The organism is Gordonia sp. NPDC003422 (genome assembly GCF_053588675.1).
In genome coordinates this window covers 12,408-37,968 of sequence record NZ_JBSFQL010000034.1, presented here as the reverse complement: position 1 = coordinate 37,968, position 25,561 = coordinate 12,408, and the positions used below count along the sequence as shown (strand labels likewise).

Annotated in this window: 22 protein-coding genes; 8 read left to right on the top strand and 14 right to left on the bottom strand. The window is 66.6% G+C overall.

The features are described from left to right. Positions 1-440 precede the first annotated feature (440 nt). Positions 441-2,408, bottom strand: a complete 1,968-nt coding sequence (locus tag ACWDTF_RS22370) for a heavy metal translocating P-type ATPase (protein WP_240857880.1) — start codon at positions 2,406-2,408, stop codon at positions 441-443. Positions 2,409-2,467: 59 nt separating this feature from the next. Here ACWDTF_RS22370 and ACWDTF_RS22365 point away from each other — a divergent pair, with 59 nt between their 5' ends. Further along, positions 2,468-2,824, top strand: coding sequence for an ArsR/SmtB family transcription factor (locus ACWDTF_RS22365; protein WP_240857881.1), 357 nt, complete (start codon positions 2,468-2,470; stop codon positions 2,822-2,824). Positions 2,825-2,936: 112 nt separating this feature from the next. On the opposite strand, the gene ACWDTF_RS22360 is transcribed toward ACWDTF_RS22365, so the two are convergent. Then, on the bottom strand, positions 2,937-6,272 hold the full coding sequence (locus ACWDTF_RS22360) for an arabinosyltransferase domain-containing protein (RefSeq protein WP_449755086.1): 3,336 nt from the start codon (positions 6,270-6,272) through the stop codon (positions 2,937-2,939). Between the two features lie 85 nt (positions 6,273-6,357). Between ACWDTF_RS22360 and aroQ the strand changes: the two genes are divergently transcribed. From aroQ to ACWDTF_RS22340, 4 genes are all read left to right on the top strand, one after another. Next, the gene (aroQ, locus tag ACWDTF_RS22355) at positions 6,358-6,837 is read left to right on the top strand and encodes a type II 3-dehydroquinate dehydratase (RefSeq protein ID WP_240857883.1); all 480 of its coding nucleotides are present in this window, start codon (positions 6,358-6,360) and stop codon (positions 6,835-6,837) included. A gap of 226 nt (positions 6,838-7,063) precedes the next feature. Further along, the gene (locus tag ACWDTF_RS22350) at positions 7,064-7,516 is read left to right on the top strand and encodes an SRPBCC domain-containing protein (RefSeq protein ID WP_240857884.1); all 453 of its coding nucleotides are present in this window, start codon (positions 7,064-7,066) and stop codon (positions 7,514-7,516) included. After that, positions 7,509-7,868, top strand: coding sequence for an ArsR/SmtB family transcription factor (locus tag ACWDTF_RS22345; protein ID WP_240857885.1), 360 nt, complete (start codon positions 7,509-7,511; stop codon positions 7,866-7,868). The genes ACWDTF_RS22350 and ACWDTF_RS22345 overlap by 8 nt, the downstream gene beginning before the upstream one ends. Positions 7,869-7,889: 21 nt before the next feature. Further along, complete coding sequence (locus tag ACWDTF_RS22340) at positions 7,890-8,852, top strand: DUF389 domain-containing protein (protein WP_449755085.1); 963 nt, start codon at positions 7,890-7,892, stop codon at positions 8,850-8,852. A gap of 306 nt (positions 8,853-9,158) precedes the next feature. Here the strand turns inward: ACWDTF_RS22340 and ACWDTF_RS22335 are convergent, their stop codons facing one another. From ACWDTF_RS22335 to ACWDTF_RS22290, 10 genes are all read right to left on the bottom strand, one after another. Then, entirely contained in the window at positions 9,159-9,905 is a 747-nt protein-coding gene (locus ACWDTF_RS22335) for an MBL fold metallo-hydrolase (protein ID WP_240857887.1), read from the bottom strand. Next, the gene (locus tag ACWDTF_RS22330) at positions 9,902-11,869 is read right to left on the bottom strand and encodes a galactan 5-O-arabinofuranosyltransferase (RefSeq protein WP_240857888.1); all 1,968 of its coding nucleotides are present in this window, start codon (positions 11,867-11,869) and stop codon (positions 9,902-9,904) included. The genes ACWDTF_RS22335 and ACWDTF_RS22330 overlap by 4 nt, the downstream gene beginning before the upstream one ends. Before the next feature lie 3 nt (positions 11,870-11,872). After that, the gene (locus ACWDTF_RS22325) at positions 11,873-12,634 is read right to left on the bottom strand and encodes a decaprenylphospho-beta-D-erythro-pentofuranosid-2-ulose 2-reductase (protein ID WP_240857889.1); all 762 of its coding nucleotides are present in this window, start codon (positions 12,632-12,634) and stop codon (positions 11,873-11,875) included. A gap of 125 nt (positions 12,635-12,759) precedes the next feature. Further along, the gene (locus ACWDTF_RS22320) at positions 12,760-14,184 is read right to left on the bottom strand and encodes an FAD-binding oxidoreductase (protein WP_355272675.1); all 1,425 of its coding nucleotides are present in this window, start codon (positions 14,182-14,184) and stop codon (positions 12,760-12,762) included. A gap of 64 nt (positions 14,185-14,248) precedes the next feature. Continuing rightward, a complete protein-coding gene (locus tag ACWDTF_RS22315) occupies positions 14,249-14,671 on the bottom strand; it encodes a type II toxin-antitoxin system VapC family toxin (RefSeq protein ID WP_240857891.1) in 423 nt (140 codons plus the stop codon). Beyond that, positions 14,668-14,940 carry a type II toxin-antitoxin system Phd/YefM family antitoxin gene (locus tag ACWDTF_RS22310; RefSeq protein WP_240857892.1) on the bottom strand — a complete coding sequence of 91 codons (273 nt, stop codon included), beginning with the start codon at positions 14,938-14,940 and terminating at the stop codon, positions 14,668-14,670. The genes ACWDTF_RS22315 and ACWDTF_RS22310 overlap by 4 nt, the downstream gene beginning before the upstream one ends. 61 nt (positions 14,941-15,001) lie before the next feature. After that, positions 15,002-15,463 carry a hypothetical protein gene (locus tag ACWDTF_RS22305; protein ID WP_355272679.1) on the bottom strand — a complete coding sequence of 154 codons (462 nt, stop codon included), beginning with the start codon at positions 15,461-15,463 and terminating at the stop codon, positions 15,002-15,004. 112 nt (positions 15,464-15,575) lie between these two features. Continuing rightward, positions 15,576-16,010, bottom strand: a complete 435-nt coding sequence (gene arr, locus ACWDTF_RS22300; RefSeq protein ID WP_449755092.1) for an NAD(+)--rifampin ADP-ribosyltransferase — start codon at positions 16,008-16,010, stop codon at positions 15,576-15,578. Then, positions 15,998-17,530, bottom strand: a complete 1,533-nt coding sequence (locus ACWDTF_RS22295; RefSeq protein ID WP_433257446.1) for an FAD-dependent oxidoreductase — start codon at positions 17,528-17,530, stop codon at positions 15,998-16,000. Before ACWDTF_RS22295 ends, arr begins: the two co-directional genes overlap by 13 nt. 40 nt (positions 17,531-17,570) lie before the next feature. Beyond that, the gene (locus ACWDTF_RS22290) at positions 17,571-18,770 is read right to left on the bottom strand and encodes a prolyl oligopeptidase family serine peptidase (protein WP_433257448.1); all 1,200 of its coding nucleotides are present in this window, start codon (positions 18,768-18,770) and stop codon (positions 17,571-17,573) included. An 88-nt stretch (positions 18,771-18,858) separates the two neighbouring features. Here ACWDTF_RS22290 and ACWDTF_RS22285 point away from each other — a divergent pair, with 88 nt between their 5' ends. The 3 genes from ACWDTF_RS22285 to ACWDTF_RS22275 are packed head-to-tail and all read left to right on the top strand — an operon-like array spanning position 18,859 to position 21,636. Then, a complete protein-coding gene (locus ACWDTF_RS22285) occupies positions 18,859-19,689 on the top strand; it encodes an aldo/keto reductase (protein ID WP_240857896.1) in 831 nt (276 codons plus the stop codon). 9 nt (positions 19,690-19,698) lie between these two features. Continuing rightward, positions 19,699-20,196 carry a GtrA family protein gene (locus ACWDTF_RS22280; protein ID WP_355272686.1) on the top strand — a complete coding sequence of 166 codons (498 nt, stop codon included), beginning with the start codon at positions 19,699-19,701 and terminating at the stop codon, positions 20,194-20,196. Positions 20,197-20,205: 9 nt separating this feature from the next. Beyond that, the gene (locus tag ACWDTF_RS22275) at positions 20,206-21,636 is read left to right on the top strand and encodes a phytoene desaturase family protein (RefSeq protein ID WP_449755084.1); all 1,431 of its coding nucleotides are present in this window, start codon (positions 20,206-20,208) and stop codon (positions 21,634-21,636) included. Between the two features lie 353 nt (positions 21,637-21,989). Here ACWDTF_RS22275 and ACWDTF_RS22270 read toward each other — a convergent pair whose 3' ends face one another. Together ACWDTF_RS22270 and ACWDTF_RS22265 are read right to left on the bottom strand one after the other, a co-directional pair. After that, a complete protein-coding gene (locus tag ACWDTF_RS22270; protein WP_449755083.1) occupies positions 21,990-24,599 on the bottom strand; it encodes a dipeptide ABC transporter ATP-binding protein in 2,610 nt (869 codons plus the stop codon). Beyond that, positions 24,596-25,561 carry an ABC transporter permease gene (locus tag ACWDTF_RS22265; RefSeq protein ID WP_240857900.1) on the bottom strand — a complete coding sequence of 322 codons (966 nt, stop codon included), beginning with the start codon at positions 25,559-25,561 and terminating at the stop codon, positions 24,596-24,598. The genes ACWDTF_RS22270 and ACWDTF_RS22265 overlap by 4 nt, the downstream gene beginning before the upstream one ends.

Below are 25,561 nucleotides of genomic sequence, written 5' to 3'. Positions count from 1 at the left end.
CTGAGGTGCGAGGAGCGCCAGCGACGAGCCTCGAAGGGCCTGGTGAGACAACCATATTCATGTCACCAAGGGCTTCGAGGCTCGCAGGCTCGCACCCTTCGAGACGCTCGCAAGCTCGCTCCTCAGGGCGACGCCTCAGCCGGCGGAAGGGGACCTGGGCTCCCTGGCTCGCTCCCTTCGTGAAGCTCGCTCCTCAGCCCGGATCCGTGGAAGCGTGTCGAACGATGACCGCAAGGACGCAGACCGGCCCAACTCCGCTCCCTGAGGTGCTCGAGGCGCTAGCCGAGAGCCTCGAAGGGCTGGTGAGACAAGGCAATTCGGCGACCATGTAACGACGGTCACCAGGCCTTCGAGGCTCCTCGCTAGCGCTCGTCGCACCTCAGGCAGCGGAATTTCGGGCCCAGCTCTGCCTTCCACGGATCCAAGCTCAGGACGGCGCCTCAACCAACAGGAGCCGGGCGGTCACGGGTCGGCCACGCCCGCGGTGACAGCAGGCGAAGTCCGTTGAGTGCGACCAGGATTGTCGAGCCCTCGTGTCCGGCCACGCCGAGTGGCAACGGTAGATGGCCGACGAGATCCCAGGTAACCAGGACCGCGATGAAGGTCGCGGCGATGGCGAGGTTGGCGATGACCACCCGCCGTGCGCGTCGGGCAAGGGCCAGCAGTGCGGGTACGGCGTCGAGGTCGTCGCGGACGATCACCACGTCGGCGGTGGCCAGAGCGAGGTCGGCGCCCATGTGGCCCATGGCGATTCCGATGTCCGCGGTGGCGAGGGCAGGTGCGTCGTTGATGCCGTCGCCGACCACAGCAACTCGGGATCCCCGGCCCTGGAGGTCGCGGACCGCGTCGACCTTGTGCTGCGGCAAGAGATCGGCGCGGACTTCGTCGATACCGACTGCCGGCGAAATGGATTGAGCGGCCGCCTTGTTGTCGCCGGTCACCATGATCGGGGTGCTGCCGGTCACCGAGGTCAGTGTGGAGATGGCGGACGCGGCTTCGGGCCGGATTCGATCGTGCAAGCCGATGACACCGATCGGGTGTCCGTCGTCGAGGACTGCCACGCTGGTTCCGCCGGCGTCGTCGATGCGCACGCGCGAGCGGCTGACGCGCGAGTCTCCGAAAATCTGTGTGGCGTTGAGGACTTCGACCGTCCGGCCATCGAGTGACGCACGCACCCCTCGCCCCGGTAGCGCAGCGAAGTCGGCGACCGCGGCCACCCTGATCTCCCGTTGAGCTGCGGCTTCGACGATGGCGCGACCCAGCGGATGCTCACTGTCGTTCTCGGCGGCGGCAGCGATTGCGAGGACCTGGTCGGGGTCGTGGGTTTCGTCGAGGGCGACGATGTCGGTCACGACGGGCTGTCCGGTCGTGATGGTGCCGGTCTTGTCCAGGGCGACCAGATCGATGTCGGCCAGCTTTTCCATGGCCACAGCGGATTTCACCAGGACGCCGCGTCGGCCTGCGGTGGCGATCGCCGAGAGCAGCGGCGGCATGGTGGCCAGCACGACGGCGCATGGCGACGCGACGATCATGAAGGTCATGGCGCGCAACAGAGTTGGCTGTAGCTCGGCGCCCGTGGCCAGTGGGATCGCGAACAGCGCCACGGTGGCGGCAACGACCGCGATCGAGTAGACGCGCTCGACCTTCTCGATGAACAGTTGCGTTGTCGCTTTGGTCGCACTTGCCTCGCCGACCATCGCGACGATACGTGCAACCACGGTGGCCTCGGGGTCGGTTCCCACCTGCGCGCGTAATGCGCCGGTGCCGTTGAGGGTTCCGGCGTAGACGGTGTCGCCGATCGCCTTTGCCACCGGGAGTGGCTCGCCGGTGATGGAGGACTGGTCGACGTCGCTGGCGCCGTCGAGGACCGTGGCGTCGGCCGCGATCCGCTCTCCCGGCCGGATGACGATCACTTCGCCAACCGTCAACCTTGCTGCGTCGACCGTGGTCTCGGTGCCATCGGCATCGATTCGGGTGGCCTGATCGGGTGCGAGGTCGAGCAGGTTGCGTACGGAGTCCTCGGTGCGCCGGGTGGCCACGTCCTCGAGGGCGCCCGACGTGGCGAAGATGACGATCAGCAGCGCGCCGTCGAAGATCTGTCCGATCGCGGCGGCGCCGATGGCAGCGACGATCATCAGCAGGTCGACATCGATTATCCGGTGACGAAGCGCGGTCAGACCGTCGCGCGCGGACTGCCATCCGCCCGTGGCGTAACACGCCAGGTAGAGCGTCCACATCAGCCAGTTCGGCCCGCCGGCCACCTGCATCACCAGTCCGCAGACGAACAGGACGGTCGCGGCCGTCGCCCACCGCACCGAGCGCACCGCCCAGACGTCCGACCACCAGCGGCGTCCCGAGTCGCCGGTGGTGACAGCTCGCGAGGGGGACAGGAGTGTCGCCTCAGACATATGTAGAAGAATACACATGTAGATATGTACATATATTAGGGATGTGGTTGACTGCATTCATGGGCCATGGAGTGCAGGGAAGGTCGACGCCGAGCGGCCCACTCGACCCTGCGGCCGCGGCCACCGTCGCCGAGACGCTGCAGGCGCTGGCGTCGCCGAATCGCTTGCTGATTCTCACGCAGTTGCGGCAAGAGCCCTGCTCGGTGACCGATCTGGCCGAGGCGGTCGGAATGGAACAGCCGGCCGTCTCGCATCAACTGCGTCTGTTGCGAGCGCTCGGTCTGGTGGTGGGGACCCGTCAGGGGCGCAGCATCATCTACAGCCTGTACGACTCACACGTTGCGTCGCTGCTCGACGAGGCGATCTACCATATCGAACATCTCCGCCTCGGCGAGCGCGGCGACGACACCGCGTGAGCTGGTGAGTCCAGTCGTCGCCTCGCCAGGGGCTTCGAGGCTCGTCGCTAGCGCTCCTCATACCTCAGCCAGCGGGAGGTCGCTCCTCGCACCACAGCCGGCGGGGAAGCCGCTACTGCCGGATCGGCGCCGGGCTCCACAGCCCGCTGCGGACCGCGGTACCGGTCTGGATGTCGGCTTCGGTCGTGACGCCGCCGTACGGGTCGTAGCGTTCGAGCGCTCCCCAATCGCGTCCGATGTCGCCCTGTAGGTAGGTGGCAAGCGCCGTCGGCTTCTGGGACACCTCGAGCCAGCCGAGCGGTCCGCCGCCGAACGAGTCCTGCCACGCCGAGACGGCGGCGGCGAGGTCGGCGCCCGGCTTGATCCGCCACTGCGGAATCTCCGCCACGCCCACATTGTGGGAGAACGGACGCTGACACGGGAACGCCAGACCCGACGTCCAGTCCACCTGGACCGGATCCTCACGCCCGGCGACGTCTTGCAGGGTCTTCATCTTCGGCAGGCGAGGCGGGGTGACGACGATGAACCGGTCCTCGGACAGATTGTCGTCGGTCGCGACGATGCGCACGGCAGTGGTGTCGGGCGGGAGTTCGTCGGTGTTGTAGCGCAGGTTTCGCCACGACGGGCGCGGTCCCGGATCGATGAGTTCGGTGTCGCCTGCAGGCTTGAGGTCGGCGTCGCGGGTGGCCGGTCCGATCGGGTCGGAGGTGTACTGCAGCGTGAGATTGGGGTTGTCGTATTCGCCGGCCACCGACATCGTCAACAGTGGTCGGTCACGCCAATTCGGTGGCAGCGCATACCATCCCGAGGTGAGTCGGGCCGGGACCTGATCGGTGAGCGAGTAACTGCCCATCACCGGGGTCCGCGCGCGGTCGAGGAAGAACGGCAGCGGCACATGGCTTCCGTTGACCCCCGCGACCGGTAGCGGATCGCCGCCGCCGGTGGCGCCGGGGTTGGAGTTGAGGACGTCGGGCGAGCCCGCCACGTTGCCGGCCAGCACGCCGAGCGAGCCCTCACTTGCGGTGCTCGACAGGTCGTCGGGGACGCCGTCGGGGGAGAAGCCGACGGTGCCCGGCGCGAGATTGGTACCCGGCGCCGGTGAGGGACCACCGAGTGGATTGGCCAGGGTGGCGTCGACGGGCGTGAGCATGTCGCGGTTGGGGTCTTCCTCGACCCACACCATGTCGGCCATGCCGCATTCGTGGCCGGCGAGCGCCTCGAGGTTCGACCGCGGCGTCGAGAACGAACTGCTCTGGTGAATCCCGGAGAACACCGCGGTGATGATCTCGAAGACGACCACGGCCGCGGCGACGTAGGCCAGGGGCGCTGCCGCCATCGAGCTGCCAAGACGTCGGTACGCGCGTGCATGTGTGGGGGCCGCGGTCTCGTCCGCCGGATCGGTCCCGGTGAACGGTTCGCGGAAGTGGAACCACAGGGCAACCAAGAGCAACAGCAGCGATGCGTAGAGCAGCAGCTGCCCCAGCATGAGCCCGCCGATGGTGACCTGGCTGATGCCCCACGGCATGCCCCAGGACGAGTAGTAGTAATACGAGTTCGGCGCGGTGAAGGCGACGCCGGTGATGAACAGCACGAGTGCGGCGAACAGCGTGCGATTGCGCCGCGAATGCATGGCCTGGTGGCTCGCCGCGATGGCGGCGATCGCGGCCAAAGCGGCGGCGAGCCCAGCGAACACACCGAAGTGATGGGTCCACTTGGTCGGCGTGAACATCAGGAAGACGAGCGACGCGAAGGTGATGCCGACGATCCGGCGCGACGGACCCAAAGCCGTTCCCGGGATGCGCGATTTGCGGATCAGCACGGCCGCGGACACGACCATCGCGATGATCATCGTCAGAACCGCGAAGCGACGCGCGATCGAGCCGTCGGCGGAGAACGCGAACAGCGCGCTGTAGCGGTCGATCTCGCTGAACCAGTGTCGGGACGGTCCGATCGCACTCTTCATCGTCGACGCCTCGAGGAATGATCGCAGCGTCAGATTGGAGAACACGACGAAGACGACGAAGGTCCCGGCGGCTACGATCGGCGCGATCAACGCGACATACGACCACGCCCCGTTGCCGATGGCGCGGGCCCGTTTGATGAGCGCCATGATCATCGGCCGTGCGCCGGCGATCAGGGCGGCCACCGCGAGCACGCCGGTCGGCCCGGCCGCCAGGCTGAACGCGCCGATGAGACAGGCCACCGCAGCCGGGAGCAGTCGGCCCGTGGCGATGGCTCGTTCCACCGAGCACCAGGTGAGCAGTGCGCCGAGGCAGATGATGGGCTCGGGCCGCAGGCCGTTGTTGAACGGGAACCAGAACGCGAGGAAGACGAAGGCGGCGGTCCAGTTCACCGACGTCCGGGTGAGTGCCGCACGTCCGAGGCGCGGCAGGACCTCGTGGCTGACGATGAGCCACACCAAGATGCCGCAGATCAGCGCGGGCAGCCGCATCCACGGGCTGGCAACGGAGACATGGCTGAGCAGCCCGAACACCTGGTAGTACCAGCCAAACGGTGCCTCTGGTGCACCGAACCAACGGAAGTAGTTCGCGGTGTAATCCGTGTGCTGGGCGACCCGCGACATCGTCAGCAGGTACCCGTCGTCGGACGTGTTGGGGCCGATCATGTGCCAGACGACGAGCGCGCCGATCACCACATAGTCGCGCGCGTTGAGGTGCCACCATCGGGCCGGCAGGAAGCGCCGATGGCGCCGGCCGTCGGTGGAGTCGAGCACGGCCAGTGCAGCCAACGACAACAGCGTCGCGATGACGCCGACGATCACGACCAGCCACTTCAGCACCGTCGGCGCCGTGTTGTATCGGGAATCGATGGTGACGTGCGCGCTGAGTCCGGCGACGTCGGCGGCCGGGCCCGACAGATCGGTGAACAGGCCGGTCACCTGCGGTCGCTGGTCGGGGAAGTACTCGTACTGGTCCTTGGTGGACGTCGACCCCATGAGCGGCTGCCCGTCGGGGCCGCGCATGCCGACGAACTCCGCCGACACGTCGTCGGCGTCCGCGTGCACCACGATCTCCCGGCAGTCCTGCGACCGGACGTCGGCCAGGGTCGCCGACGCCAGCGGCACATTGCGGTTGACGACTTCCACGGTGCGACGATCGGCGGGCTGATCCGGCGTCCCGGTGACGCGGATGAACAGGCCGCGCTCGCCGCTCTTCTCGGCCTGTTTCGGCGTGGTCGACAGCAGTACCGACTGGTCGCCGGAAAGACGGTCGACGGCCGAGCAGGGCACCGAGAAGTCCAGGTCGATCGGGACATAGCTGATCAGGGGGGCCGACACCGACCCGATCTGCCCCTCTTGCGGCCAGCTGATCTCGGCGGTCGTCTGCTTGACCGGCATCAGCGGGGTGGCGAGCGCCATGAACAGCCCGAGCAGACCGGTGACGATCGCGACGAGTTTGGCTCGTCTCACGGTCGGGGCTGATGGCACAAAGAGAGATGGTAGCCCCGCGCTCATGCCGGACCTGCCGGGACGGGTGCGCCCGGATGTCTCGCGGGCAACTACGCTTGGTGCCATGTCCGACGACGTCGACGCCGACCGTACTGCGGAGAATGCCGAGCCGCTCCCGATTCTGCTGCTCAACGGGCCGAACCTGAACACCCTGGGCATCCGTGATCCGGAGGTCTATGGCGCCTCGACGCTGGCCGACGTCGTCGACCTCGCCGAGCGCACCGCCGCCGACCTCGGTTTCGGTCTGCGCGCCGCCCAGACCAATCACGAGGGTCAGATGATCGACTGGATTCACGAATCCGTCGGCCAGATCTGCGGCATCGTGATCAACCCGGGCGGGTGGACGCACACCTCGGTCGCGCTGGCGGATGCGCTGGTCATCCCCGAGGTCCCGGTCATGGAGGTCCATATCAGCAACGTCGGCGCCCGCGAACCCTTCCGCCACCACTCCTACGTGTCGCCGATCGCGTCCGGCGTCATCGCCGGCTACGGCATTCGCGGCTATGAGTTCGCCGTTCGACGTCTGGCCGATCTGGTCGCCTGACGACCCTTGCCGCTGCGTCGTGAGTCCGATTCCGGTGGCTGAGGTGTGAGGAGCGCAAGCCGCCGGGCTGAGGAGCCCATGCGAGGTACGAGCATGGGGCGTCTCGAAGTCGACGAGCCTCGAAGCCCTTGGTGAGACACGACGACTAACTGCAATCAAGGGGTTGCACTTCATGTGCGATGGTGCAACCATGGAGTTGCACATGAATCCACGACGAGGAGTTCTCATGACGACCGCCGATTACGACCGCATCGAACGAGAGATCAGCATCGACGCCCCGCCGGAACGCGTCTGGGAGCTGGTGTCCGAACCGGGCTGGTACATCAACGACAAGGAGATCACCGAGCACCGGATCGAGGTGCGCGGCGAGGTCACGGTCGTCCACGATCCGACGCATGGTTCGTTCGCGATGCGAGTCGTCGAACTCGACGAACCGCGGTACGCCGCATTCCAGTGGCTCATCGACGCCGACAACCCGCAGAGCACCTCGACAGTCGTCGAATTCTGGATCACCCCAACGGATTCTGGCGTGATACTGAAGGTCGCCGAGAGCGGGTTCGACTCCCTCGACGACACGGAGGCCGATCGACGCTCCCGGTTCGACGACCACACGGACGGCTGGCGCATCGAACTCGAGCTCGCCCGGGACTACCTCACCCGGCAGGAGTCCCGTGCCTGAGAGCGACGCCGCCACGGTCGAGGTCTTCGCCGCGCTCGCCGACGACAGCCGCTGGGAGATCCTGGTGCGCCTCGGCCGCGAGCCCGCGTCGGCCTCGACCCTGGCCACCGAACTCCCGATCTCCCGCCAGGCGATCGCGAAACACATCCGTGTGCTCACCGATGCCGGACTGGTCACACCCGTCCGGGTCGGGCGGGAGATCCGACACGAGGCGGTCGGGTCTCGCCTGTCGGGAGTAGCCCGGCGTCTCGACGATATCGCCCGCGGCTGGGATCGCCGACTGAACCGGATCAAGACGATGGCCGAGAGTGCTGTTGACACCGACCCGGCTCGGCACACGTCGAAAGAGTGAGGGACGCGGCACAATACAGACGTGCTGCATCTCGAACTGTCCTGCCCCGGTCACGTCACCGACGGCGTTCTCGAACTCGTGACCGACGACGAAGCGGTCAGTTCGATCGCCGTCGTGCGGGGGGCGTCGTTGCGTCCGGTGGGCGACCTGGTGAAGGTCGACGTCGCTCGCGAGGCCGCCGACGATCTCATCGCCGCGATCCGTGAACTCGGCGTCGACAGCGACGGGTGTCTCCGGGTCGAAGAAGTCGAGGCGTTCATCTCGCGGCAGGCACTCGAGGCCGACCGTCGCGCACCCGGCTTCGGGTCGGATGCTGTGGTGTGGCCGCAAGTGGGCCTGCGCGCCTACGGCGACTCCGAACTCAATTTCACCTACCTCGGGTTCATGATCCTGGCGACGACCCTCGCGGCCATCGCGGTGGTTCTCGACTCGCAGATCCTCACCATCGGCGCGATGGTGCTGGGTCCGGAATTCGGGGTGATCATCGCGATGTGCGTGGGCGTGGTGCTCTGCCGCCCAAACCTGTTCTGGATGGCCACCCGCACACTGACGATCGGGTTCGCCGTCGCGATGGTGGCGACGCTGGCACTATCCGCGATCGCGCGCGGCCTGGGCTGGATCAGCATCGACGACATCACTCATCACCCCGAGACAGACTTCATCTACTCGCCGGACAAGTGGTCGTTCATCGTCGCGATCGTGGCTGCGGTAGCCGGCGTGCTGTCGATCACCTCCGCGCGAACCGGCGGCCTTGCCGGAGTGTTCATCTCGGTCACCACGATTCCGGCGGCCGGCAATCTCGCGCTCGCCGCGGCGTTCGCCGAGTGGTCCGAAGTACGCGGCTCCGCACTGCAACTCGTGGTCAACATCGTCGGCATGACGATGGCCGGCTGCCTGACGTTCTGGCTTCAGAAGCGACTGTGGAAACCGTTCTCGAACCGTCGCGCGGCGCGTGTTCGGGAGATCAACGACGAGTTGTCCTGAGCGAGCGTCGGCCTTACAGCAACCGGATGTCTCCCTCCGCTGGCTCGAGGCGCTGGCCTTTCTACCGCCGCCTGAGGTCCGACGAGCGCTGCCTCTACCGCTGCCTGAGGTGCGACGAGCGCTAGCGAGGAGCCTCGAAGGCCTGGTGACCTTTGCTACCGGGATGCCCAATTGCCGTGTCTCACCAGGGCTTCGAGGCTCTCGGCTAGCGCCTCGAGCACCTCAGCCGGCGGAAGGGGACTCAAGGAGCGGGGGCAGCGGGCGTTGTTCGGCTCAATTTCTCGAGGTTCTGCTACAGATCCGGGCTCAGATGTCGAGCGCTCGTCTCGCCGCGTCGGCCACGCTGCCGCGGTGGACGGGTCCGTGGCCGGGGTACAGGACGGTCGCGTCGAGTCGGGTGAAGTCGCCGACCGTGCGCCGGGCCTCGTCGACGTCGTGCTGGAAGGCGTCGGCGATGCATTGGGGTCCGGCGATCGCGGAGATCGGGTGTCCGGAGACCAGCGCGTCGCCCGAGACCAGCACCTGCTCGTCGGCGACGAGGTAGGCGCTGTGCCCGTCGGTGTGGCCATGGGCAGCAACGGGTTTCGGACGTCCGGGAAGATCCAACGGTTCGGGGAACGGTTGCGCGTCGGGCAGTCCGGTGCGACTGAGGACGCCGAGCGGTGTCACCGTCGCCAGCCATCGCAATACCCGTGGTCGGTAGGCGATCGGTGCGATGTCGCGGACGTCGGCTTGCTGCAAATACTCACGCCGCGCGTGCGCGACCTCGACCGGGTCCATGAACACGTCGAATCCGTAGCGCTTCTGCAGCTTTGCGAGTCCGCCGAGGTGATCGACGTGCGCGTGGGTGAGTAGGGCACCACGGATGTCCTCAGGTCGCGCGCCGATGGCGCGAATCGATTCGACCACCGCGTCGGCCTGTCCCGGATATCCACCGTCGATCAAGGTCAGATCGGAACCCTCTTGGAGGACAACCCAATTGACTGGACCGGTCCCGACGAGATATGCGGTGCCGGCGTCGCCGTCCACACGCTCGATCGTGAACCCGCTCATCGGGCAACCGCTTTGCGAACCACCAGCACGAACGGCCCGATGCCGTCGGAGGTGACGGTGAAGCGGGGGTCGGCGAACAACGCGGGATCGAAGGTCACGGTGTAGCGCTTCACATTCGGATCATTCGGGTACACGTCCTCGGCGAGGCGCAGGGTGTAGCCGTCGGGGCTGTAGCGGAACAGGAAGACGTTGGGCGCGGGCCACGGCGAGCCGTTCAGCTTCTCGATCAGTTCCTGCGGGGTCTCTGCCTTCGACCAGCGCTCGATCGCGGCCGCCCGCTTGTCGAACTCGGCCAATGGATTCGCGTAGTGCGAGGTGAGGCCCTGGAATCCCCAGTATGGATAGATCGACAGGAAGCCGTAGTCGGCGGTCAGCACGATGTTGTCGGTCGGCGCGCGTCCGGTCTGCGCCCGGATGAGTGTGTCAAGTTTGGGATAGTACGACTCGGCACCGGGCGGTCGATGATCGCCGCGTTCCCCGTAGCCATCGGTGTCGGTGTAGGCAGTGGTGATCTCGGTGCTCAGATGCGCCGGAATGCCTTGCGCCATCGCGATCGCCGCGATCGTCGCGAGGGCACCGACGACGAACCTGACGTCGCCGAACCGCCGAACCGCCCAGTGCGCCAACTCGACCACTCCGAAGACGCCCGCCGCCGACAACACCACCGCGAGAATCGGGTCGAGGCGGAAGGAGAGCAGCGTCGACCCGGCCGCCGTCATCAGCAACGACAACAGGCAGAACAGGTAGACCGCCACCACCGTCGCGCCGAACGCGAGGGCGGCGGTGCGCTGCCGGAACCGCAGCAGGATCCACACCAGTCCGATCATGGTGATGACGCCGACGAGGCTCCACTGGAACATCGGCACCGGCAGGATCGAACCCCGCTCCGGCAGATAGTGTTCGGCGGTTCCGCCGCTGGCCGGCTGGTTGGTCACACGCGCCCACAGATAGGGTGCCCAGACGGTCAGTGCGACGAGTCCGGTGATCGCACCGATGGCGACGAGGCGACCACCCACCGCGACGAGGATGGTGCGGCGTTCACTGCGCAGTTGGTCGGTCGCGACCGTCTTGTTGGCAACGCTGCGCCAGCCCTGCACGGCGAAGTACAGCGAGAGCAGGATCGCGACGATCGCGAACAGGCCTATGAAGAGTGTGTACATCGTCGCGCACAGCCCGACGAACAGGCCGGCTGCGATCACCGCGGGCCAACTCGTCGCACGCACCGGTCCGTCGGCCGCCCGCGATCGACCTCGCAACGCATAGGTCAGCACGATCACCATCGGCACGGCGAGCAGAACCAGCACGCCCGCATAGGGTTCCGGTGCGGCGTAGAGCAGTGCAACCGTGGTGACCGCCAGTGCGATCGCGCCCCCGCGATCGGCGCCGTACATCCGGTTGAGCAGGATCGCGGTGATCGCGGCGGCGATGGCCAGTGAGACGATCGCCCACGGCTTGTAGGCCTCCCAGCCGGGTTGCCCCATCACATTCGCGAATCGTCCACCCCACCAGAACCATCCGGCCGGATAGTAGGGCGGCAGGTCGACGTAGGTCATGTCCGCGAGATGTGGACTCGACGTCATGCGGGTGAGGTACTCGGTCCGGAACTCCTGGTCGACGGAGAGTCCGAACAGATAGAGCCGGGTCGCACCGAGCGGCATGCCGAGGGTGACGGTGACGAACCCCGCCATCGCCGCTGCCGACAGGAACGGAATCGCCACGCGCGCACGGCCGTAGCGATACAACAGCGCAGTCGCCACGACCACCGCGATCGCGATGATCTGACCCGCCGTGGTGAGTGCGCGCGTGACGTTCGACGCGTTGTAGGCGGGCCAGTCGACGACGTCGATCACCTTGAGGCCGGCCATCGAGACGACGGCCCCGACGACGACCGCGATCGCAATGGTGAGCGCGTCACGTCCGAGTCTCGACAGACCTGCGGTGGAAGAACCTGCGGGCGCGGTCATTTCTCAGATGGGCAGCTTACGGAAGACGGGCCTCGGGATATGCCGCAGGACCATCATCACGAACCGGAATTGTCCCGGCACCCAGACGATCTCCTTGCCCTTGGTCGCGGCGGCGACCGCAAGCCGGCCGACGTCTTCCTTCTCCACCGTCATCGGTGCTTCCTTCACATGCGCCGACAGGCGGGTGCGGACCTGTCCGGGCCGGATCACGAGAACCCGGGGACCGAACGGCCGCAGGGCCTCACCGAGGCCGAGGTAGAAGCCGTCGAGGCCCGCCTTCGTGGAGCCGTAGACGAAGTTGCTGCGTCGAACACGTTCGCCGGCAACCGAACTCATCGCGATGATCTGTCCGTGGCCCTGCTCGCGCATCTTCTCGCCGAGCAGCACACCGACGGAAACGGCTGCGGTGTAATTGATCTCGGCCTCGGTGACCGCGAGCTTGTGGTCCTGCCACGCCTGCTCGTCGTCGCCCTGGATGCCGAAGGCGACGATCGCGACGTCCACATCGCCGCCGGCGAAGGCCTTGTCGATCACGTCGCGGTGGGTGTCGGTGGCCCGGGCATCGAAGTCGATGAGCTCGACGCTTCTAGCGCCGGCCTGCTTGGCCTTGGCCTCGGCCGCCTCGGCGGTGGGGTCGCCGGGAACGGTCGCCAGGATGACGCGGGCCGGTCCCTTCTTGAGGTATTCGGCGGTGATGGCCAGCCCGATCTCGGAGCTGCCACCGAGAACCAGGATGGATTGGGGAGCGCCGACGGCGTTCATCATCTCTTTACTTCTCGCTTTCGATAGTCTGTGTGGTCTGGTTGCTGACCCTTCGAGGCTCGCTTGGCGGGTCCTGAGTAGCGAGCTTGCGAGCGTATCGAAGGGCGCACCTCAGGGAGCGGGGTGGGTCAGCCGAGCTCGAAACGACGGCCCATGTCGGACATGAACACGCCGTTCGGGTCGACGCGGCGTCGAACGGCGAGCCACTCGTCGATGCGCGGATACATCTTGTGGAAGCTCTCGGCCGAGGTGCGCGAGTCCTTGGCGGTGTAGAGCCGACCACCCATCGCCATGACCCGACGATCGAGTTCGTTGAGGAATTCGGCCAGGCCGTCCTTCACCGGGAAGTCCAGGCAGACGTTCCATCCCTTGAAGGGGAAGCTGAGCGGCGCCTTGTTGCCCTCGCCGAACAGCTTGATGACGTTGAGGAAGCTGACGTGGCCCGACGCCTGAATGTCCTCGATCAGCTTGGTGAACTCGCCCTCGTTGCCGGTCGGCACGATGAACTGATACTGGCAGAATCCGCCGCCGCGTCCGTAGGCGTTGTTCCAGTTCCCGAACACGTCGAGCATGTGATAGAACTGCGCCAGATTTTTCACCTTGCCCTCGCTGGGCGGCCCGATCCGGTAGTACGCCTCGCCGACCAGCGAGAAGCTGAGCTTGTTCGCCAGCCCGCGCGGGAAGACGTCGGGGAAGGTGATCAGCGGCTTGTTGTTGAAGCTCAGCGGGTCCTTGCGGTACTTCTCCGGCAGTTCGTCGAGCTTGGCCAGGTTGCCGCGGGAGAACGTGCCGCGCCCCAGCTTGGGGGGTGCGCTGATGGTGTCGAACCAGCCCGACGCGTACTCGTAGCCGTCCTCGAACCCGTCCTGAAGGTGCAGGTCGATGGTCTCCTGCAGCGTCGCGGTCTGGGCGGTGTCGGCGATGAAGTAGGCGCTCTCGGTGCGCTTCATCTGGATCTTGGCCCGCAACACGATGCCGGTCAGACCGATGCCGGCGACCGTCGCCCAGAAGATCGAACCGTCCGGATCGTCGTCGGACCCCTCGGGCTTCAGCGTCAGCACCCGACCGTCGGCGACCAAGAGGTGCATCTCGACGACGTGGTTGCCGAAGCTGCCCTGGCTGTGGTGGTTCTTGCCGTGGATGTCGTGAGCGATGGCCCCGCCGACGGTGACCTGCCGGGTGCCCGGCAGCACCGGAACCCACAGCCCGTGCGGCAGCGCGACCTGCATCAATGCGTCGAGGCTCAGTCCGGCGTCGACGTCGACGATGCCCGTCTCGTCGTCGATCGAGTAGACGCGGGTCAGTGGTGTCATGTCGACGGTGAGGCCGCCGCTGTTCTGGCCGGACTCGTTGTACGACCGCCCGAGACCACGCGCGATCACACCGCGCTTGAGGTAGTCGGGTTTGTCGGCGTTGTCGTCGGCGACGCGGGCCACCGCCTCCGCGATGACCTCGGGATACGGGGTGGAGAGCACGTGCCCTTCGGTGGGTGTCGTGCGGGACCACCCGACCAGGTGGCGGGTAGTGATCGGCAGCAACTCTTCAGTAGACATCGCACATGAGGGTACTCGGGTGATCCTGACGGGCGTATAAGCACGCTGTTCTCATGTGCGACCTTCAGTCACCGACCAGTTTCTCGGTCTCATCCGTCGGCGACGCGGTGGGAAAATTGAGGTCCGCGCATCCGTCCAGCAGGCGTTTGTCGTACGCGACGAGGGCGGTGAGGTGGTCACCCAGTTGCGCCGCGGACGCAAGGTGGATGGCATCCAGGGAACGCAGCGTCGGCGCTCCGATGGTCTCGGCCAGTTCCATCACGGTGTCGGTGAGGACGAGTACATCGATGCTGTCGAGTAGTTCGCGGGCACGTTCGACGATCCCTCTACTCGCGTCGCGCGCCGCGGTTCGCATCAACTCCACGCGCCCGAGTGCGCTTGTTGCCACCGCCTCGTCAGGGTGCTGTCCGAGCCAGGCGACCAGCGCAGGCGTTTCGGTCTCGCGCACAATGAGTTTCGTCATCGCCGAGGTGTCGAGGTAGATCATCGCTCGTCGCGAATGCTGTCGAGAGTTGCCGAGAGGTCGCGAGAAGGAAGAGCGTCGGGATCGATTGCGCGCAATCGCTGCGGCGTGCGCGACGGCACCAGCACGCCGGCCTCGATCAATGACTCGCGACTGCGCTCATCCGCGCTGACAGGAACGAGCTTGGCCACGGTCCGACCGCGATTCGTGATGGAAACCTCCTCGCCGGCTTCCACTTGTGCAAGATAGCGAGACGCGTGCTGACGTAGTTCGCGAATTCCGATGACTGCCATGGCCAAAGGTAGCACATATTGTGCTACCCGAGACGATCGTTTGGCCGCCGGCCCTGTCGCATCAGGGCAGCTTGTTGCCGTAGACCAGCACATATCCCGACGCCGTGGTGCTGCCGGTCAGGGACACCACGGTCTGCCCCTTGCTCAGCGTGGCAGTGCGGGGGTCCGAGCCGGGCGGGTCGACGGTGGTCACGGGCGCAAAGCCCGCGCCTTGCAGTTGGGTGAGCGCCGAGTCGAAGGCGCTCGGTCCCAGGCCGCGCACCTCGAGGATTCCGGCGCCGGTCTGCCCGTGCTGGTACCGGTAGGTGCCTCCACTCACGACGGGGATGTCCGACGGCCACTCCTGGGGCACCTGCGTCGACCCGGCCTCGGTGGTCCTCGTTGTCGGAACCGGGACCGTCGACGTCGTGGTCGACATGCTCGTGGTGGTCGACGCGGCGGAGTCCTCGCTCGCGTCGTCCCCGCATCCGGTGAGCAGAGCGATCGCGGCTGCGACGCCCAGAACAACGGAGATCCTCTTCATTCCACGACTCTCCTCATCCGTCGAACTCGGGGGTGCACACACAGAACTACCATCTACATCACGGATCTCGTGTGTACGTGGGAGTTCGGGGTGTGTGGAATTCGACCGATCATCAGTCGTAGATGACATCGAGTCCTCGACGCCGGAGATCGGCGAGCCCGTCGCGCATCGCCTGAATCTGCTCGGCGGGATGTCCCACCCAGTCGGTGATCTCGCCGACCACTCGCACGGGCGCCTTGGACCGATAGGAGAGGGTCGGGTTGCCGGGGAACTTCTTGTCGGTGACGTTCGGGTCGTCCTCGAGATCACCGATCGGCTCGACGACGTAGATCCGGCCGCGTCCCTCGCCCTGCGCCATCTCCGCACCCCAGGTGGCGGCGTCGAGGGTCTTGGTGACGTAGATGTGGTTCATGATGCGGGATTCGTCGTAGTTCGACCGCCGACCGGGCACCAGCAGATCGCCGACGCCGAGGTCGGCTTTGGTGCCGTGCAGATACCCGCCCGACTCATGTGGTTCAAAAGGCTTGGGTGCGTTCACGCTTCCAATACTCTCATCGCCGCATTCCGGCCCGGGATTCCACTGACCCCACCACCACGTCGTGCGCCCGCCCCGCACAGCAGCAGCCGCGGGTGGCGCGTCTCGACACCCCACGTCCCGACCTCCGACTCGGTTTCAGCCCACGGCCACTGCAGACTCCGATGAAAGATGTTGCCGCCGGGCAGACCCAGCGTCTCCTCGAGGTCCTGCGGGGTCTTGAACTCGATACACGGGTTGCCGTCGCGATCATGTGCGACGACGGACTGAATGGGTTCGGCCAGAACCGAATTCATCGACGCCAGAGTTGCGCCGACAGCATGCTCGACGGCGCCCGGCTCGTCGAACACCTCAGGCGGCATGTGCAACCCGAACAGGGTGAGGGTGTGCATGCCGTCGAGTTCGCGGCCGAGGATCGACCGGTCGGACAGCGTGTGGCAGTACACCTCACACGGTGGGAGTTCGGGAACCTCGCCACGGTCGGCCTGACGCCACGCGGTCCGCAACTGTGCGGCGGTCTCGTTGATGTGGAAGGTGCCCGCGAACGCGACCTCCGGCACGACCGGTGCGCGGAGTCGGGGCAAGCGGTCGAGCAGCAGGTTGATCTTGAGTTGTGAACCGCGCGGAGCGGATTCGGTGGCGATCGGGTCCTCGAGGTACGAGTTGATCACGGCGGGCGCGCACGCCGCATACAGTTGCCGGCCCCGAACGGTGATGCCACCGTACTCGACCGTACCGTCGTCAACATCTATGCCGCCCAACGTGATTCCTGTTTCGATCTGCGCGCCCGCCGATTTCGCCGTCTCGTACAGCGCGCCGGACACCGCCCCCATCCCGCCGACCGGCACATCCCAGTCGCCGGTGCCACCACCGATGAGGTGATACAGGAAGCAGATGTTCTGGCGCAGCGACACGTCGTCGAGGTCGGCGAAGGTACCGATCAGACCGTCGGTGGCGGCGATGCCGCGCAACACGTCGTCGTCGAAGTACTGGTCGAGGAGCTCGCCCAGGGGTCGTGTGGTGAGGCATTCCCACAGTTCGGCGTTGCTGGAATCGGTTCCGACCACCAACTCGTGCATCCGTTCGGGCGAGCGAAGCGGCTCGATCAGCGTCGGGAATACGCGTTCGGCGACGGTGGCCATGCGGGAGTAGAAGGACTGCCATGCCGTGAACGACGTCTCGCTGCCGGTCACCCGCCGGAACGACTCGGCCGTGGCGTCGGGGTCCTCGTTGTCCACCAGGATGCCGCGCACCGGATCACTCGGTAGCGGTGTGTACGACGAGTAGCGTCGTCGGACCAGACGGAGGTCGAGGTCGAGGTCGCTGATGATCTCCCGCGGCAGCAGCGACACCAGGTACGAGTACCGCGACACCCGAGCGGGCACACCGGGAAATGGCATCGCCGACACCGCCGCGCCACCGACATGGTCGGACCGTTCGAGTACCAGGACACTACGTCCGGCCCGAGCCAGATAGGCCGCGGCGGTGAGGCCGTTGTGTCCGGCGCCGATGATGATGTCGTCGAATTGCATCCCCATCAGTGTCGCGCGCCGGACGCGGGTTTGCTGCGATTCAGCGCATGATGCGCGCCAGGAATGGCGTCGAGTCGCGCATCGACGCGATCACCGTGCCCGAGTGATCCTGGTCGGGGTACACGTGCAACTCCACCGGTTGGCCCGCCGCGCGCATCTGCGCGTAGAGCGACAACGCCGATGGAGCCGGCACGTCGACGTCGCGCAGTCCCTGCCCCAGGAAGATCGGACGGTCGAATCCGGAGTACGGCGTCCCCATGTACTCGGCCAGCGCCGCACGCGCGCCGGGAATCGACGATACGGGGGCAGAGAAGATGTCCCGCAACGACTTTCCGCGCACCAGCGGTTTCAGCGACTGGTAGCACGTCGTGCGTGCCAACGCGATGATGCGCCGACCTTCGGGAGTGAGGACCGCGAGTGGTCGGAGGTCGGGCCGCGCGTCGCTGAAACCGGCCCACACATAACTCACATAGGCAGTGAGCGACGGCGGGAGCGTGGCCGGGAGTGGGCCGGCCAGCGCGATCACCTGCTCGATGTTGGCCGGCGTGCCGGTCGCGACGACGCCGCGGTAGTCGAGCGCGCGTCCTGCCGACAGGCGATTGGCGTCCCGGGCGCCGGCGAGAGCCGCACCCGCACCCTGCGATTGGCCGATGATGGCCCACTTCCGAGCCAACGGCAGACCCATCTGGTGGGCCGCGATCACCGAGTCGACGATTGCGTGCGCCTCCGCCTTGCCGTTGAGGTAGCTCATCAGACCGGGTGTCCCGAGGCCGGCGTAATCGGTGGCGACGATCGCGTAGCCCTTCTCGAGCCAATGTCCGAGGTAGCGCGTGTCGCGGGCGATACGGGGCTGTGCGGACGGTGTGCAATCGTCGCCGAGACCCACGGTCCCGTGCGCCCACGCGAGCACCGGATAACCACCGGGTGGGGGCGGCGACTTCGGCAGGAACACTGCTGCGGTGCTCACGGCCGGTCGGTTCCGGATGTCGCGGGTGGCGTACAGGATTCGGTAGGCCCGACCGGCCGCGGGCAACGTGACCGACCGATCCAGCGGCACCTGCCGGATCAGCGTCCCCGGCGCGGGGATGGGTCCGGGATATGTGCGCGCGTCGAGCCCCGACCACACCGGTGCGCGCTGGGCCGCCGCGTCTTCGGCGGTGGCCGGACCGACTGCCGAGATCACGATCGCAGTGAGGGCAACCATCAAGGCGGACAACATTCGAAGACGTGGGCGGCGCATGGTCGAGACGATAGCCGTGCCGTCGTTCGCACAAACGGGTAACCGACATTCCAGTCCCTGGGATGGCCCGCGAGAATATCCTGTTGACGTGGACATTCCCACCGTGGAGTTGAACAACGGGTTCGCGATTCCGCTCGTCGGTCTCGGCACCTACGACATGCTCGGCCAGCCGTGTGCGGATGCGGTGTCGAGCGGTCTCCGTGCGGGATACCGGTTGCTCGACACCGCGAGCCGCTACAGCAACGAGATGAGCGTCGGAATGGGGTTGCGGGAGTCGGGGATATCCCGCACCGACGTCGTCGTCCAGACCAAGCTCGGGGGCGGCGACCAGGGTTTCGACGAGGCGATCAACGCCGCCAAGGAGAGTGCGCGCAGGCTCGGCGTCCGGCACATCGACGTGTACCTGATCCATTGGCCCTGCCCGAGTCTCGGGCGCACCGTCGAATCGTGGAAAGCGCTGTTGACCCTGGCCGACGAGGGATTCATCCGCGTTCCCGGGGTGTCGAACTTCAAACAGCACCACTTGCAGATGCTCTACGACGAGACCGGTCGCTGGCCTGCGCTCAACCAGATCCAGTGCTCACCGGCGATCGCGCGCACCGAGCTGCGCGCCTTCATGTCCGAGCACGGCATCCACGCCCAGGCCTGGCATCCCACCGGACGCAAGGAGCACATGCTCGCCGAACCGGGGGTGCTGCGTCTGGCGCGCCGGTTCGGCAAGTCGCCGACGCAGATCGCGTTGCGGTGGGCGGTTCAGCACGGCATCGGTGTGGTGCCCAAGTCGTCGCATACTGGCCGACAACTCGAGAACCTCGACCTCTTCGACTTCGATTTCGATTCCGAAGATCTCGCCGACCTCACCGCGCTGGATCGAGGCGAGCGAGCCGCCCGTGACTCGGACGTCGAAGAGGAGTTCTAGGCTGAGACCGTGTCACGACCAGAATCCGACCCGACGCAGCCGGACCATGACGATTTCGAGACGCGTCATGCGCTGACCCCGATCGAACTGCCCTTCGACGACGGTGAGGCGTCGACCAACGTCGATCTGAAGACCCAGATGATCCGGTTCATCATCACCGGCGCCGGTTCCGGGGTGCTCGACTTCGGGTTGACGATTTTCCTTCAGTACGTGGTCGGAGCGGATTTCTGGATCGCGAAATCCTTCGGCTTCATCCTGGGCACCACCACGGCGTATCTGCTGAATCGACGCTGGACCTTCGAGGCCGAACCCAGCACGTTGCGTTTCATCTCGGTGGTTGCGCTGTACGGCGTGACCTTCTTCGTCAACGTCGGCCTGTACACAGTGCTGTCGCACGCGTGGCCGGAGACTCTGCTCTACAGCTTCATCGCCTACGTCATCGCACAGGGCACGGCGACGGTGATCAACTTCGTCGTCCAACGGCTGGTCATCTTCAAGATCAGGTGAGGTGGGCCGATGGTCGTCGGTAGTGGGGCCACCGCGGTGGTCGTCGGCAGCGGACCCAATGGTCTGACGGCCGCTCTTGCGCTGGCCCGTGCGGGGTGTGCGGTCGAGGTGATCGAGGCGGCCGACACCATCGGTGGCGGTACGCGGTCGAGCGAACTGCTCCGGCCGGGCGTCCTGCACGACCATTGTTCGGCCTTTCACCCGCTCGGCGCCGGGTCGCCGGCGTTCAGCATGTTCGGACTCGAGGAGTTCGGCCTGCGGTGGCGCTGGCCCGAGATCGACTGCGCCCATCCCCTCGACGGTGGGCGAGCCGCCGTCCTGCGGCGATCGGTCGCCGAGACGGCCTCTGGTCTGGGCGCCGATGGCGACGTGTGGCGCGACGTCGTCGGTTCGGTGGCAACCGATTTCGACGACCTGGCCGACGACATCCTCGGACCGATCCTGCGGATGCCGCAGCACCCGATCCGCATGGCCGAGTTCGGACATCACGCGTTGTATCCCGCGACGATGCTGGCGCGGGTGTTTGGCTCCCAGGAAGCCCGCGCCCTGTTCGGCGGTGTCGCCGCGCACGCGTTCACCCGCCTGGACCGGCCCGGTTCGTCGGCGGCCGGACTGATGCTGCTCGCCGCCGGCCACAGCCACGGGTGGCCGGTGGCGCAGGGCGGATCGGCGACCATCACCACCGCGTTGGCTGCCGCTCTGATCGACGCCGGTGGATCGATCACGACCGGCCAGACGGTCACCGACATCGACGATCTCGGCGCACCCGACGTCGTGCTGCTCGACGTGATGCCGGTCGCGGCCATCGGGATACTGGGAGAGCGGTTGTCGCCGGGAATGTTTCGCCGATACCGACGCCACCGTCCCGGGCCGGCAGCCTTCAAGGTCGACTACCTCATCGACGGTGAGGTCGGCTGGACCAATCCCGACTGTGCCCGCGCCGGCACCGTCCATCTCGGCGGACGGATCGAGGAGATCGTCGCCGCAGAAGGGGAAGTGGTGGCCGGGCGGATGCCGGAGCGCCCGTTCGTCCTCGTCGGACAGCAGTGGCTCGCCGATCCCACCCGGGCACCGGGTACCGAGAAACCGTTGTGGGCGTATGCGCATGTCCCGCAGGGTTATCCGCACGATGCGACAGAGGCCGTCACCGCGCAGATCGAACGCTTCGCCCCGGGCTTCCGAGATCGCATCATCGCCTCGGTGACCACCTCGCCACGAGACCTGGAGCGCGGCAACGCCAACTTTGTCGACGGCGACATCGGCGGTGGTCGAAACGACTTCCGCCACTTGCTCTCCCGGCCCCGACTGTCACCCAACCCATACTCGACCGGCGTCGGAGGTGTCTACCTGTGCTCGTCGGCCACCCCGCCAGGCGGCGGCGTTCACGGCATGTGCGGATATCGCGCCGCCCAGGCGGCGATCCGGTATCTCTGGCGCTGAGCTAGTCAACACTGCCCAGGCGCTCCGTTGGCGCGCCTCTACCGCTCCCTGACCCAGGCGCTCCGTTGGCGCGCCTCTACCGCTCCCTGACCCAGGCGCTCCGTCGGCGCGCCTCTACCGCTCCCTGACCCAGGCGCTCCGTTGCTCGCCTCTACCGCTCCCTGAGGTGCTCGAGGCGCTAGCCGAGAGCCTCGAAGGGCTGGCGAGTTGACGTCGCGTAGGCCTTCGAGGCTCGTCGACTCCGAGACGCTCCATGCTCGTGCCTCGCACGGGGCTCCTCAGCCCGGCGGCTTGCGCTCCTCACACCTCAGGCAGCGGTGTGGCGGGCGCAGGGTTTCACGTTCGGCGGCGAATCACGCCCGACTGGGCGCTTCCGGCGGAACCGCGTCGAGAAGCATTCGGGTGTAGTCGGTTTCGGGGTTGTGCAGGATGTCGGCGGCGGGGCCGCTCTCCACGACCCGGCCGTTGCGCATCACCGCGACCGTGTCGCTGATCTGCTCGACCACGGCGAGGTCGTGCGCGATGAACAGGTAGGTGAGGCCCTTCTCGCGCTGGAGTTCGGCGAGGAGGTCGAGGACGTTGGCCTGAACCGAGACGTCGAGCGACGCGGTGGATTCGTCGAGGATCAGGATCTCGGGGTCGGCAGCGAGAGCGCGTGCGAGACAGACGCGTTGGCGTTGACCGCCGGACATCTCATGCGGGTACCGGGCGAGAAACGAGGTGTCGAGACTGACGTCGGACATCAGTTCCTCCGCACGCGAACGGATTTCATCACGTCCCGTCGCCAGGCGATGGGTGCGGAGCGGTTCGGCGATGGAAGCTGCCGCGGTCATCCGCGGATCGAGGGAGGCGGCCGGGTCCTGGAACACCATCGCGACTCGTCGTCGCAGTGTGGCGGCCTCCGAACCTCGCGCGCCGACCGCGTCGATCGCCGTCCTCTCCACGTTCACCACGGCGCTGCCGGTCAGCCGTGTGCCGCGACCGGCCTCGATCAGCCCGGTGAGAACACCTGCCACGGTGGATTTTCCCGACCCCGACTCGCCGACGATACCGAGCGTCGTGCCGCGCATCACGTTGAGGTCGACGTCGGTGATGGCGTGCACCGTCTCGCGGCCGGCGGCGCCCCGGACGGTGTAGTCGACGCCGAGTCCATGGACCTGGACGAGCGGCTCGGTGTCCGAAGAATCTTTCGCCGGCGGTGGCCTACGCTCGGCTACGTCGCGCAGCAGCGGCCGAGACTCCAGCAGTGTGCGGGTGTAGTCATCCTGCGGGTTCGCGAATATCTCGGCAACAGAACCGGTTTCGACAACCTGGCCCTCGCGCATCACCAGCACATCGTCGGCGATGCGGCCGATGACACCGAGGTCGTGGCTGATCCACACCACCGCCATGCCGCGTTCCCGTTGCAACTGCGCCACCAGGTCGATGATCTGCGCCTGGGTGGTGACGTCGAGAGCAGTTGTGGCCTCGTCGGCGACGAGGATGTCGGGGTCGCAGGCGAGTGCGACGGCGATCATCACCCGCTGGCGCTGCCCACCGGACAACTGGTGCGGGTAGGAATGTAGACGCGATTCCGGGTTGGGCAGGTTGACGTCCCGCAACAGCGAAAGGGCGCGCTCTCGCGCTTGCTCGCGATTGAGTCCGAGGTGGCGTCGAGGTCCCTCGGTGAGTTGTTCTTCGATGGTGAGCAAGGGATTCAGGCTCGACGACGGGTCCTGGAACACGAACCCGACCCGTGAGCCGTGCACGGCTCGCAGCGTCGAGGCCGATGCCCCGACGATCTCCGTGTCACCGATGTGGGCCGAACCGGTCACATACGAGCTGGGTGCGTCGAACAGACCGGTCGCCGACAGTACGCTCAGCGATTTGCCCGAGCCGCTCTCGCCGACGATTCCCAGCGTCTTGCCTGCGGTGACCGTGAATCCGATGCCGTGCACGATCTCTCGAGGGCCGACGCCCACGGTGAGATCGTCGACGATGAGGATCGGGGTGCCTTCTTTCGGCCGCTCACGAACCGCTGGTGCGACCGTCTTGTGCACGGCGATCGGTGCCTGCCGCGGCGCCTTGCCGCGGTTACGCAACAGGGTTCGTTGGCGTGGGTCGAGGACGTCGCGGACCCCGTCTCCGATGAGATTGAAGGCCAGCACCGTGAACAGGATTGCCAGACCGGGGAACACGCCCATCCACCAGGCGGTGGTGATGAACCCCTGTGCGTCGTAGAGCATGCGGCCCCAGGACGGATCGGGCGGCTGGACGCCGAGCCCGAGGAACGAGAGCGCCGCCTCCGACAGGATCGCGAACGCCAGTGAGATGGAGGTCTGGACGATGACGGGGCCCGAGATGTTCGGCAGCACATGGCCGATGAGTACCCGAGAGGTGGGCACGCCCATGGTGCGAGCCGCCATCACATACTGGGTTTGCCGCACCCGCAGGGTATCGGCGCGTGCGACGCGCGCAAAGATCGGGATGTAGACGATGCCGATCGCGATCATCGCCGACGTCACGCCGGGCCCCAGGATCGCGACGATCGCGAGGGCGAGCAGCATCACCGGGAACGAGAACAGCACGTCGACGATGCGCATCAGCACGGTGTCCAGGGCTCCGCCGCGGAACCCGGCGAGCATGCCCACGAACACCCCGACGAGCAGCGAGATCGCCACCGCCACAATCGCAACGCGCATGCTGACCGACGCCGCCAAGACCACTCGCGAGAACACGTCGCGGCCCAGATCGTCGGTGCCGAACAGGTGCGACCACGACGGCGCCGCCAGGGCGTTGGGAACGTCGATCTCGTTGGGGCCGTACGGTGCGATGAGTCCTCCGGCGACGGCACAGACGATCACGATCGCAATGATCACCAGACCGACGAGTGACCCTCGGTTGCGTAGCAGCAGCCGCCACGCGGTGTCCGTGGAGAGATCGCCGGTGGTGCTGGTTTCCGGTGGTGCGGGCTGGACGGTCATGACAGTCGAATCCTCGGGTCGATGACGGCGTAGAGAATGTCGACGATGAGGTTGACGATGAGGAAGATGACGGCGATCAGGAGGATTGCGCCCTGCAGAACCGGATAGTCGCGGGCGGCGACCGAATCGTAGACGAGCAGGCCCAAACCCGGCCAGGCGAACACCACCTCGACCACGATGACACCACCGAGGAGCGCGGCGAACTGAATACCGGAGATCGTCAGCACCGGCACGAGTGCGTTGCGACCGACGTGGGACAGCAGAATACGGCTGCGGCCCAGTCCTTTCGATTCGGCCGTCGTGACGTAGGGCGCGTTGACGACGTCCAGCACCGACGAGCGGACGTAGCGCGTCATGATCGCGCCGGTGACGATGCCCACCGTGATGGCGGGCAACACAAGGTGTTCCAGCCAACCGCCGAGGCCATCGGCGAGCGGCGAGTACCCGGCCGACGGCAACCACCCCAGTGCGGTCGAGAAGAGGCCGATGAGCAGGATGCCCATCCAGAAGTCGGGCACCGAGATGCCGACCTGGCTGACCACGCGGATGACGTTGTCGGCGGCGCGGCCCTCGCGCAGCGCTGCCCACGAACCGAGGGGGATGGCGATCACGAGCGCGACGACGATCGCGGCCAAGGCCAGCGAGATCGTTGCGGGCAGGCGGTCGAGCAGGAGCGTCGTCACCGATTCTCCGTTACGAAAACTCACGCCCAGGTCGCCTGTGAACGCGTTGCCGATGTAGTGGAACAACTGAGTGAGCGGGGGCTGGTCGAGCCCCGACGCGCTGCGTAGAGCGTCGTACGACTCGGGCGTGTACCGCGTGCCGAGCGCGATCCGGACCGGGTCGCCGGGGACCACCTGAATCAGCAGGAACACCGCGACCATGACCCCGAGCAACACTGCCGCGGTGTAGAGAAGTCGGATCACGATGAACCGCAACAACGGAGAATGCAGGAACGTCAT